This window comes from Bacteroides sp. 1_1_14 (assembly GCF_000162515.1).
Classification (GTDB): domain Bacteria; phylum Bacteroidota; class Bacteroidia; order Bacteroidales; family Bacteroidaceae; genus Bacteroides; species Bacteroides thetaiotaomicron.
Genome location: NZ_GG774702.1, coordinates 52902 through 64859 on the forward strand (window position 1 = coordinate 52902; position 11958 = coordinate 64859).

The following is an 11958-nucleotide window of genomic DNA, read 5'->3' on the forward strand; positions in this document are numbered from 1 at the left end:
GTTCTTATTTTAGATTTCCTCCAATGCATAATACTGATAATCCCGAAGTACCGTTTGGAGGAACTTCTCCTGATTATTCTCTCGTGGAGTAACAGATAAGATTTCCTGCACCTTTTTGGCGAGTAACGTAACGCGCCTTACCCGATCCTTTTCACCGGACTCCAGCGTTCGGGTGATTACGTTCACCTGTTCCAATGATAAATCGGCAGATTGTGGATACGTCGGATGATAATTCTTTGTCAGATAGTCAAATTCATCGAGGCTGACGTGTATCTTGCGATAATTCTTCTCTTTGATCACCATCGTTCCGGCTGCTAAATCACCCAGTCTCTGACTGTTTTTAGTCAGCAGAACGACTAAAAGCCCTAAACCTCCTGTACCGGGACCGTCAATGATGAAGAGAAGCCAGCGCAGCAGATAAGCACTGATGCTGGGAGTAGAACCGTCTGATTTTACGACGCGTATATTCATCAGACGTTTTCCGAAACTCTGCCCGTGATTGAACATTTCGCAGAGGAACGAGTAAAAAAGTACAGGCAAATAGACGAGGCACAGAAAAAAGACCGTACCGACTCCGGAGGATAAATGCAGTTTAACAATGAGTGTCGTCACAGAATATAGATAAATCACAATCAGGGAATAATCGATGACCAAAGCCAGCAATCGTTCGCCGATACTGGCGGGCGTTTGGCTGATTCGAACAAACTGACCGGTAATAATCGTAGATTCTGCCATTCTTGGTTAAACATTTTTAGGTTTAAGTTGCAAAGTTACTACAAAAAAGTGAAATGCGGAAAGATATAGTGATAGAATTGAGTTACAAGGGTTTTAGTTGAAGTGGCGAAAATTCATGAAGCCATTACAATCCCTGCTGAAGCCAAATTCTGACGCCACAACGTTACTTGTTCGTAACCATGCCCGAAAATGCGACAAACGGGTACGGATGGCGAAACAAGGCACTAAGGAATAGTGAGTTATCCATAACTCACGCGAAAAATCCGGTTACGGAAAAGATTGCGCCGTTCCTCCCCGTTTTGCGTACCGACACTGGACTCTTCACCAACTAATTTTGAAATCAAAAAATCAAGGACGATGAAGAGTACATTTTCAGTCATCTACTACCTCAAGCGTCAGGTAGTGAAAAAGGACGGGACAGTTCCCGTCATGGGACGCATCACGGTGGACGGCAGCCAGACGCAGTTCAGCTGCAAGCTGACTGTCGATCCGAAGCTGTGGGACACCAAAGGAGGACGTGTCACGGGCAGAAGCACGGCGGCACTCGAAACGAACCGTATGCTTGACAAGATGCGGGTACGCATCAACAGGCACTATCAGGAAATCATGGAGCGTGACAACTTCGTCACGGCGGAGAAGGTGAAGAACGCCTTTCTCGGACTGGAACACCGCTACCACACGCTGATGCAGGTGTTCCGCCAGCACAATGAGGACTATGAAAAACAGGTGGAAGCAGGCATGAAAGCAAAAGGTACACTGGAAAAGTACCGTATCGTTTACAAGCACCTGCAAGAGTTCCTCGACATCCGCTACCATGTGAAGGACATCGCACTGAAAGAGCTTACCCCCGCTTTCATCTCCGACTTCGAGATGTTCCTGCGCACGGACAAACACTGCTGCACCAATACCGTGTGGCTGTATGTCTGCCCGCTACGGACGATGGTGTTCATCGCCATCAACAACGAGTGGCTGACACGCGACCCGTTCCGCGAGTATGAAATCAAGAAGGAGGAAACAACACGCAGTTTCCTGACCAAAGAGGAAATTCGCCTGCTGATGGAGGGCAAACTGAAAAACGCCAAACAGGAATTGTACCGCGACCTCTACCTGTTTTGCGCGTTCACCGGGCTGTCGTTCTCGGATATGCGCAACCTCACGGAAGAGAATATCCGTACCTACTTCGATGAACACGAGTGGATAAACATCAACCGCCAGAAAACGGGCGTGGTGTCCAACATCCGCCTGCTTGACATCGCCAACCGCATAATCGGCAAATACCGGGGTCTGTGCGGTGACGGCAGGATATTCCCCGTACCGCATTATAACACGTGCCTTGCCGGTATCCGTGCCGTCGCCAAGCGTTGCGGCATCACCAAGCATATCACGTGGCATCAGAGCCGCCACACGGCAGCTACGACGGTTTTCCTTTCCAACGGTGTACCCATCGAAACGGTCAGTTCCATGCTCGGGCACAAGAGCATAAAGACGACGCAGATTTACGCGAAGATAACCAAAGAGAAACTCAATCAGGACATGGAGAACCTTGCGGCAAGGTTGAACGGCGTCGAGGAATTTGCAGGTTGCGCCATCTAAAAAGAAAAGCCATGAAACGTGACACAATCATCATCGAGGACAAGGCGGTCAGCGTAACCGGTAACGACGTGTGGATGACTGCCACCGAAATCGCCGGACTGTTCCATACGACCGTCCCGGCAGTGAACGCCGCCATCAAAGCCGTCCGCAAGTCGGACGTGCTGAACGACTACGAGGTGTGCCGCTACATGCAGCTTGAAAACGGGCTGTATGCGGACGTGTACGCGCTTGAAATCATCATTCCGATTGCTTTCCGACTGAACACCTACAACACCCACCTGTTCCGCACATGGCTGGTGAGAAAGGCACTCGCCAAAGAGAAACAGCAGGCATACGTGATGTTCATACAGAACGGGAAAGCCGGGTATTGCTGATTGCACATACCCCATAAAACAAGTAAACGGGCAGCACCATAAAAGGTGTCGCCCGTTTACTTTTTCATGCAACCGCCTCACTCCAGCGGCTTGCGGTAGTTCGCTTCCAGTACCTCACGCAGTCCATTTTCCGGGTAAAGCACCTTTCCTCCCAAAAGGATAAAGGGCAACACGCGGTTGTTGCGGTATTCCTGCAAGGTGCGTCGGCTGACACGGAGCAGTTCCGCCACCTCGCCGTCCGTCAGGTAACGTTCCCCGTCCAGCGGAGGACGGTAACTTTCCAGAAATGCGGACAGCCATTTCGAGCCTTTGCGTATATCCTGCATCACAGAGGCTATCGGCTCGTCTTCCATCGTAAAAACATCGTTGTTCTCGTTCATCATAACTTCGGATTCAGTGGGTGAATAAATCAAATCATCTGCCGTGCGGATAGAGCGTGCCGATAAGCGGTATCAACCGCGTCACCTCCTCCGGCTTGTAATAGAACCTGCGGTTTATCTGCGAGTAGCCGATAAGCCGCCTGTCGCGCAGCGTCTGCAACGTGCGCGGGCTTATTCTCAACTGCCCGCAGACTTCCTCGCCCGTGAGCCATCTTTCCATGCGCCCCGTGTCGCTTTTGCGCCTCAGGGCGGCGACCTTTTCCGATAGTGCGCAGAATGCCGCCACCATCATCTCGAAAGTCTTTTTCTCGATAGATACTATTTCCATATTCATGCAATTACCGGTTTACCCGCAAAGGTAACGGTACGGTCCCGAATACGTGCCGTTTTCCGCTGAAAGGCTGCCTGTTGCGCCGTTTGACCGGGTTACGGAGCCATCTTCCGTAAAAATCTTACGTGAGTCACGTAGTGAGTTGTTAAAGCCCCTTTTGTTTATTGCCGAATTTTGCCGCAGAAACAAAAAGAAAGGACTGAATATGAAAGTGATAACGATGGAAAGTTCTGCCTTCCGGTCATTGACGGAACAGATAGCGGAGATTGCGGCACACGTCCGTGCCGCCTCCGGCGACAAGAAAACGGCATCGCCCGACAGGTTGCTCACCACACGCGAGGCGACGCAGCTGCTTAACGTGAGTACCCGCACCCTTCAGCGTATGCGCAGCGAGCAACGCATCGGCTATGTCGTGCTTCGCGGCAAATGCCGCTACCGGCAATCGGAAATCAACCGCCTGCTTGATGAGTGTACCGTCAACGAGGACGCCGCGACACCGCAGGAACTGAAACGCAACCACACGCTACGAACGGGAGGCACACCCAAAGGAAGGAGGACATAGCTATGGAACTGCTCACACGAAACAACTTCGAGGGCTGGATGCAGAAGCTGATGGAACGGCTCGACCGTCAGGACGAACTGCTGCTGGCGATGAAGGCGGAGGAACGACAGCCCGCCCTCACGGAAAGCATCCGCCTTTTCGACAATCAGGATCTGTGCATGCTGCTCCAGATAAGCAAGCGCACACTGCAACGCTACCGCAGCGTCGGCGCATTGCCCTACAAGACACTGGGCAAGAAGACCTATTACAGCGAGGAGGATGTGCTGACATTCCTTTCCAACCATATCAAGGACTTCAAAAAAGAAGATATAGCCTTCTACAAGGCTCGTATCCATAATTTCTTTCATAAATAACCCATTAAAACATTTTTCAAATGGCAAAGAAAAAAGACGAAAAGGACGTGCTGGTAGTCCGTGACGAGAAGACGGGCGAGATCAGCGTGGTAGCCGGGCTGAACGCAGACGGCACACCCAAGCGCACCCCCGCGAAAGCGGAGAACGCACAGAATTTCCTGCAATTCGACCGACACGGCGACGTGCTGGACAACTTCTTCAAGAACTTCTTCCGGCAGTGCAAGGAACCCAGCCGCTTCGGTTTCTACCGCATTGCGGCAGACCAAGCCGAGAATCTCTTGGAGGTGATGAAGCAACTGCTGAAAGACCCCGAAGCGAACAAGGAGCTGCTTGCCCCTCACAAGGTGGACACCTCCGACTACGAGAAAAAGGTGCAGGAAGAACTGGCAACCGAAAAACAAGAACCTCAAAAACAGGAAAACATGGAGCAACAAAAAGAACAACAGGAAGATCCCGAACAGACGCAGGGCAAACGGGGCTACCAGCCCATCGACGAGAGCAAAATCAACTGGCAGGAGCTGGAGGACAGATGGGGCGTGAAGCGTGACGACCTTGAAAAGTCCGGCGACCTTACGAAGATGCTCAACTACGGCAAGTCCGACTTGGTGAAAGTCAAGCCGACCTTCGGCGGCGAATCGTTCGAGCTGGACGCCCGCCTCTCCTTCAAGAAGGACGGCGAGGGAAACATCAGCCTCGTGCCGCACTTCATCCGCAAGGAGCAGAAGCTGGACGAGTACAAGGAACACAAATTCTCCGACAATGACCGGAAGAACCTCCGCGAGACGGGCAACCTCGGCAGGGTCGTGGACATCGTGGACAGGGAAACGGGAGAGATTATCCCCTCCTACGTCAGCATCGACCGCAAGACGAATGAGATCACGGACATCCCGGCAAACAAGGTACGCATCCCGGAGCGCATCGGCAAGACGGAAATCACCAAACAGGAGCAGGATATGCTCCGCGCCGGACTGCCCGTGCGCGACAAGCTCATCGAGCGCAACGACGGCAGGAAGTTCGTCACCACCCTGCAAGTGAACGTGGAACAGCGCGGCGTGGAGTTTGTTCCGGGAACCGGCAGGTCGCCCCGTACCGCACAGACACAGGAAGCCAAAGGCGACACATCGAAAAGTCAGGCGCAAGGCGGGGAAAATGCCGCCCAGACCAAAAAGGAGCAACGCCGCAACACGTGGACGAACGAGGACGGCAGCATCCGCCCCATCAGCAAATGGAGCGGCGTAAACTTCACCGAACAGCAGAAAGCCGACTACGTGGCGGGCAAGACCGTGAAGTTGGAGAACGTGACCGACAAACAGGGCTTCCATGCCACGATGTATATCAAGTTCAACCCGGAGAAGGGCCGCCCGTACCGCTACGACACGAACCCCGACAACGCCCAGCAAATAGCTCCGTCCAACGAGAGCCGCACGCAGGTGGCGGTGAACAACGAGGGCAAGACCAACGAGGCGACCAAAAATCTGAAAGAGCCGTTGCAGAAAGGTCAGACCGCCCCGAAGGACACCCGCCAGCAACAGCAGCAGGACAAACCGAAGAAAAACAACAAGGGCATGAAAATGTAATCCCGTGTCCGCCACTGAATCCAAAATAAAATCCAAAGTATCAACAAGAAGAATACATGAAGACAATCATTGCAGAAAAGCCCTCCGTGGCACGTGAGATCGCCCGCATCGTGGGCGCGACAAAGAGAGAGGAAGGATATTTCGAGGGAGGCGGTTATGCCGTGACATGGGCATTCGGACACCTCGTCCAGCTTGCCATGCCCGACGGTTACGGCGTGCGCGGATTCGTCCGTGACAACCTCCCGATTATTCCCAGCACTTTCACGCTCGTCTCCCGTCAGGTCAGGACGGAGAAGGGCTACAAGCCCGACAGCGGCGTGGTGTCGCAGATAAAAGTCATCAAAAGGCTGTTCGACACAAGCGACCAAATCATTGTGGCAACCGATGCCGGACGCGAGGGTGAACTTATCTTCCGCTATCTCTACCACTACACGGGCAGTACCACCCCGTTCGTGCGCCTGTGGATAAGCTCGCTCACCGACAAGGCTATCCGCGAGGGATTGCGCAACCTCGAAGACGGCAGCAAGTATGACAACCTATACCTCGCCGCCAAAGCGCGGAGCGAATCCGACTGGCTCGTGGGCATCAACGGCACGCAGGCGTTATCCATCGCCGCCGGACACGGCACGTATTCGGTAGGACGGGTGCAGACACCCACGCTGGCGATGGTGTGTGAACGCTACTGGGAAAACCGCCGTTTCACGCCCGAAGCCTTTTGGCAACTCCATATCGTAACGGACGGTTGCGACGGCAAGGTCGTGAAATTCTCATCCTCTGAAAAATGGAAGTCGAAAGAACCGGCAACGGAGCTATATAATAAGGTAAAGGCGGCAGGCTTCGCAACGGTAACGAAAGCCGAGCGCAAGGAGAAGACGGAGGAAACTCCCTTGCTCTACGACCTGACCACGCTCCAGAAAGAAGCCAACGCCAAGCACGGCTTCACGGCGGAACAGACGCTTGAAATCGCGCAGAAGCTCTACGAAAAGAAGTTGATAACCTATCCGAGAACGGGTAGCCGCTACATCCCCGAAGACGTGTTCGCAGAAATCCCCAAGCTGCTCGCCTTCATCGGCACGCAGCCCGAATGGAAAGACAAGGTGCGGGCGAAAGCCGCCCCGACACGCCGCAGCGTGGACGACGGCAAGGTGACAGACCACCATGCCCTGCTCGTCACGGGCGAGAAACCGCTCTTCCTCTCCAAAGAGGACAATACCATCTATCAGATGATTGCCGGGCGCATGATAGAGGCATTCTCTGAGAAATGCGTCAAGGACGTGACCGCTGTCACGGCGGAGTGTACCGGAGTGGAGTTTACCGTGAAAGGCAGCGTCGTGAAGCAAACCGGATGGCGTGCCGTCTATGGCGAGGAAAAAGAGGAAATTACCATCCCCGGCTGGCAGGAAGGCGACACGCTGACACCGAAAGGCTCGTCCATTACCGAAAGAAAGACCAAACCCAAGCCGCTGCATACCGAAGCCACCCTGCTGTCCGCAATGGAAACGGCGGGCAAGGAAATCGAGGATGACGCACTGCGGCAGGCGATGAAGGACTGCGGCATCGGTACTCCCGCCACACGCGCCTCCATCATCGAAACGCTCTTCAAGCGCGGTTACATGGAACGCTGCAAGAAATTGCTTGTCCCCACTGAAAAGGGGCTTGCACTCAATTCCGTGGTGAAGACGATGCGTATCGCCGATGTCGCCATGACAGGCGAATGGGAGAAGGAACTTGCACGCATCGAGCGTGGGGAGCTGTCCGCCGATACCTTCCGCAAAAAGATAGAGGCGTACACGCGGGAGATTACCTCCGAACTGCTCTCATGCGACAAACTCTTCGGCAGCCGCGATTCCGGTTGCGCGTGTCCCAAGTGCGGCACGGGCAGGATGCGGTTCTACGGCAAGGTGGTACGCTGCGACAACACGGAGTGCGGGCTTCTCGTGTTCCGGCTGAAAGCGGGACGCACCCTGTCCGACGATGAAATAAAAGACCTGCTCACTGACGGGCACACCAAGCTGCTCAAAGGCTTCAAGAGCAAGCAGGGCAAGAACTTCGATGCCATAGTCGCCTTTGACGGGGAATATAACACGACGTTCGTGTTCCCGGAAAAGAAATGCAAGTCTTCCTATCCGAAAAAAAGGAAATAATCACTAACTTTTGATAAGTTAGGCTGCATCTCAACAATAGAAACAAACAAGTTTTTTTCGTATTGTCTTCGATTTGCACTAACTTTGCCACTTGTTCAGAGTAATGAATTGTTCTTCAATACCGGATTACACTCATACTTTGGATTTAGTGGTGGCACTCGGAGGGATACCGAGTGCCTTTTTCTTCCTTTTTTCAACCGATTATCCCGTTAAATATCAATCCACTAAACTCCAAAGTAATGAACAACAAGAAGAAAAACGAGGGTCAGGCCGACTTTTCCTATTACGGTCTGTACCTGCTGGACTATCTCCGCACGAACAAGTTTGAACAGGCTGATGACACTGCTTTCATACGGGAACGCGCCGACCGTGCCGCCGAAACGTATGAAAAGGCTCGGCTCGAAGGCTATCCCGCCGACGGTGCGCAGGAACTGGCTATGGACACGCTGCTGCGCGGGCTGCGTTATTCCCGTTACGACATCCTCCGCGAAGTCGTGGAGAACGAGTTTTCCGATGAAGTGCCGGAAGAGAAGCGTGAAGCCTTTATCCATAAACTCCTGCCGCTTGTCGGCAACGTGTTCTCCGTCTATGACCTCTCGGACGACAACTTCGCCCTGTCTTCCGATTACGACCTGCTCTACACGGAGCTGACGGGGGCAACCGTCCTTTACCTGGACGAATATGGCGTTTAACCGCAAACAGAAACTGCGGGACAACATCGAGGCGATACGGACGGCATTCATCCTTGACAGGGAACAGAGAACGGCGACAACCGAAGAGCGTGCCATACTCCAAAGGTACTGCGGTTTCGGCGGTCTGAAATGTATCCTCAACCCTGCGAAGGAACTGACGGATGCCGTCCGGTGGGCGAAATCCGACCTCGAACTGTTCGCCCCGACGGTGGAGCTGCACAGGCTTATCCGTGAGAACAGCAATGACGAAACGGAGTACAAGCGGTTTGTGGATTCGCTGAAAGCGTCCGTGCTGACCGCTTTCTACACCCCCAAAGAGATAACCGACACCCTTGCGGACGTGCTGGCGGATTACAGCGTCCGTCCCACCCGTATGCTCGAACCGTCGGCAGGTGTCGGCGTGTTCGTGGATTCCGTGCTACGGCACAGCCCCGGTGCGGACGTGATGGCTTTCGAGAAGGATCTGCTCACGGGTACAATCCTGCGGCATCTCTATCCCGACAAGAAAACGCGCACCTGCGGTTTTGAGAAAATCGAAAGACCGTTCAACAATTATTTCGACTTGGCGATGTCCAACATTCCGTTCGGTGACATTGCCGTGTTCGACGCGGAGTTTGAAAAGAGTGGGTCCTTCGGCAGACGATCGGCACAGAAAGCCATCCACAACTATTTCTTTCTCAAAGGACTGGATGCCGTGCGTGACGGCGGTATCGTGGCGTTCATCACCTCGCAAGGGGTATTGAACAGCAGCAAGACCTCCGTGCGTAACGAGCTGTTCAGTCAGGCTAATCTGGTATCTGCGATACGCCTGCCCAACAACCTGTTCACGGACAACGCGGGGACAGAAGTGGGCAGTGACCTGATTGTCCTGCAAAAGAACCTCAGCAAGAAGGAAATGTCGCAGGACGAGCGGCTGATGACCGTGATACAGACGGACACGAAAACCGACCTGACCGACAACGCCTATTTCATCCATCACCCGGAACGCATCGTGCATACGACGGCTAAACTTGACACCGACCCCTACGGGAAACCCGCTATGGTCTATCTGCACGAGGGCAAGACCGCAGGCATAGCCGGGGACTTGCGCCGTATGCTTGACGAGGATTTCCATTACAGGCTCGCCATGCGTCTGTATTCGGGTTCAATCCGGCAGTCGGGAACGGAAGAAAAGGTTACCGTTCAACAGGAGGCGGAGCGTACTGCCATAAAGATGGAAACAGCATCTCCGATGCAAGCGGTGGAAACTCCGACGGAAAAACCGCAAGCCGTTGAGGAGAAGCCGGAGATAGAACCACGTCCGAAATATTCTGACGGGGTGCAGCTCTCCTTGCTCGACCTCTGGGGAATGACAGAAGAAGTCAGCCAACCGAAAACCGCCAAAAAGAAAAGGACGGCGAAGAAGGCTGTTACGGCAAAGACCACTCCACCGAAGTCGAAAGCAACAGTTACGCCGACGGCTCCAGCCGTCAAGCCTGCCACGGAAAACAAGGAGGCAAAAGCGGACAGTGCCGCCAAGCCTGCCGACCCGGACGACATCTATGCAAAGCTGGACTGGGAAACCAATCCTCCCATCAACGGCTTCTACGAGATGATGATGGAACTCACGCCGGAGCGCAGGAAGGAACTTCGGGAGCTGGCAAGGCAGCATAATGAAAAACATGAAAACAGAACGGTTGCGACGATCACGCCGGAAGTACCACGTGAACAACCCCGGCAGGAGGAAACACAGCCGGAAGCAGTCGCCGCACCTGCTGTTACCGATGCTCCACCGGAAACGGTGGCTACTTCCCTTTTTCCCGACATCGAACCGGAAAAGCCGAAGGAGGAAGTCGTGGACCTTACGCCGCGTGCCTACCATCGCACGCCGGAGATGCACCTGCGCGAAGGCTCGCTGGTGGCTGACTGGGGACGTCATAACATCGGCTATCTGAAGGACATCACGCCATACGGGGCTACATTCCAGCCGCTCGACCTGAAAGGATACCAGAAGGAAAAGGCGTTGTTGTATGTGTCGCTGCGTGACGCCTACGAGCGTCTGTACCGTTATGAATCGAACAGGCACGAGGCAAATGTTCCGTGGCGAGAGCATCTGAATACCTGTTACGATGAGTTTGTCATGCGCTACGGCAACCTCAACGCCAAGCAGAACGTGAAGTTAGTGATGATGGACGCGGGCGGGCGTGACATCCTTTCGCTGGAACGGGTGGAGAACGGAAAGTTCGTCAAGGCGGACATCTTCGAGCATCCCGTTTCCTTCTCCGTGGAGAGCCATGCCAACGTAGGCTCTCCCGAAGAAGCCCTGTCCGCGTCGCTCAACAAATATGGCACGGTCGATCTCGGCTATATGCGGGAGATAACCGACAGCACGGCGGAGGAGTTGCTCACAGCCCTGCAAGGACGCATCTATTACAATCCGCTCGTGACCGGTTACGAAATCAAAGACCGCTTCATAGCCGGGAACGTGATAGAGAAGGCGGAACGCATAGAGGCTTGGATGGGCGAAAACCCCGAAAGTGAGCGTATGCCGGAAGTGAAACAGGCGTTGGAGGCTCTGAAAGATGCCGAACCGCCGCGTATCGCCTTCGAGGATCTGGACTTCAATTTCGGGGAACGCTGGATTCCGACGGGTGTCTATGCCGCCTACATGAGCCGGCTGTTCGACACGGAGGTGAAAATCGCCTATTCCGCAAGCATGGACGAGTTTTCGGTTGCGTGCGGCTACCGCACCATGAAAATCACGGACGAGTTTCTGGTGAAGGGGTATTACCGGAACTATGACGGTATGCACCTCTTGAAACACGCCCTGCACAATACCTGCCCCGACATGATGAAGTCCATCGGCAAGGACGAGCATGGCAACGAGATCAAGGTGCGCGACAGCGAGGGAATACAGCTCGCCAACGCCAAAATTGACGAGATACGAAACGGCTTCTCCGAATGGCTCGAAGAGCAGTCGCCGCAGTTCAAGGAGCGGCTGACGACGATGTATAACCGCAAGTTCAACTGTTTCGTGCGCCCGAAGTATGACGGCTCGCACCAGACCTTCCCCGACCTCAATCTGAAGGGGCTGGCAAGCCGTGGCATCAAGAGCGTTTATCCCTCGCAGATGGATTGCGTATGGATGCTGAAACAGAACGGAGGCGGAATATGCGACCACGAGGTGGGAACCGGCAAGACGCTGATAATGTGCATAGCGGCACATGAGATGAAACGT

The 11958-nt window shown here is 53.9% G+C and carries 11 protein-coding genes; 8 read left to right on the forward strand and 3 right to left on the reverse strand.

Annotated features, from left to right (window positions below):
- Window positions 1-9: 9 nt before the first annotated feature.
- Entirely contained in the window at window positions 10-735 is a 726-nt protein-coding gene (locus tag HMPREF9007_RS24250) for an RDD family protein (protein WP_008759611.1), read from the reverse strand.
- A gap of 357 nt (window positions 736-1092) precedes the next feature.
- Here HMPREF9007_RS24250 and HMPREF9007_RS24245 point away from each other — a divergent pair, with 357 nt between their 5' ends.
- Complete coding sequence (locus HMPREF9007_RS24245; RefSeq protein ID WP_008759612.1) at window positions 1093-2328, forward strand: site-specific integrase; 1236 nt, start codon at window positions 1093-1095, stop codon at window positions 2326-2328.
- Between the two features lie 11 nt (window positions 2329-2339).
- Window positions 2340-2702, forward strand: coding sequence for a hypothetical protein (locus tag HMPREF9007_RS24240; protein ID WP_008759613.1), 363 nt, complete (start codon window positions 2340-2342; stop codon window positions 2700-2702).
- A gap of 77 nt (window positions 2703-2779) precedes the next feature.
- On the opposite strand, the gene HMPREF9007_RS24235 is transcribed toward HMPREF9007_RS24240, so the two are convergent.
- Window positions 2780-3085: a helix-turn-helix domain-containing protein gene (locus HMPREF9007_RS24235; RefSeq protein ID WP_008759614.1), complete on the reverse strand. Its 306-nt coding sequence runs from the start codon at window positions 3083-3085 to the stop codon at window positions 2780-2782.
- A gap of 31 nt (window positions 3086-3116) precedes the next feature.
- Complete coding sequence (locus HMPREF9007_RS25600; protein ID WP_008759615.1) at window positions 3117-3416, reverse strand: helix-turn-helix domain-containing protein; 300 nt, start codon at window positions 3414-3416, stop codon at window positions 3117-3119.
- A 202-nt stretch (window positions 3417-3618) separates the two neighbouring features.
- Here HMPREF9007_RS25600 and HMPREF9007_RS24230 point away from each other — a divergent pair, with 202 nt between their 5' ends.
- From HMPREF9007_RS24230 to HMPREF9007_RS24205, 6 genes are all read left to right on the forward strand, one after another.
- On the forward strand, window positions 3619-3975 hold the full coding sequence (locus tag HMPREF9007_RS24230; RefSeq protein ID WP_032850015.1) for a helix-turn-helix domain-containing protein: 357 nt from the start codon (window positions 3619-3621) through the stop codon (window positions 3973-3975).
- A 2-nt stretch (window positions 3976-3977) separates the two neighbouring features.
- Window positions 3978-4328: a helix-turn-helix domain-containing protein gene (locus HMPREF9007_RS24225; protein ID WP_008759617.1), complete on the forward strand. Its 351-nt coding sequence runs from the start codon at window positions 3978-3980 to the stop codon at window positions 4326-4328.
- Between the two features lie 20 nt (window positions 4329-4348).
- Window positions 4349-5905, forward strand: coding sequence for a DUF3945 domain-containing protein (locus tag HMPREF9007_RS24220; protein WP_008759618.1), 1557 nt, complete (start codon window positions 4349-4351; stop codon window positions 5903-5905).
- 56 nt (window positions 5906-5961) lie between these two features.
- Entirely contained in the window at window positions 5962-8049 is a 2088-nt protein-coding gene (locus HMPREF9007_RS24215) for a type IA DNA topoisomerase (protein WP_008759619.1), read from the forward strand.
- A gap of 239 nt (window positions 8050-8288) precedes the next feature.
- Window positions 8289-8741 carry a DUF1896 domain-containing protein gene (locus tag HMPREF9007_RS24210; protein ID WP_009292480.1) on the forward strand — a complete coding sequence of 151 codons (453 nt, stop codon included), beginning with the start codon at window positions 8289-8291 and terminating at the stop codon, window positions 8739-8741.
- Window positions 8731-11958, forward strand: a 3228-nt coding sequence (locus HMPREF9007_RS24205) for an N-6 DNA methylase (RefSeq protein WP_008759620.1), incomplete at its 3' end; no start/stop codon positions are given. The genes HMPREF9007_RS24210 and HMPREF9007_RS24205, both read left to right, overlap by 11 nt.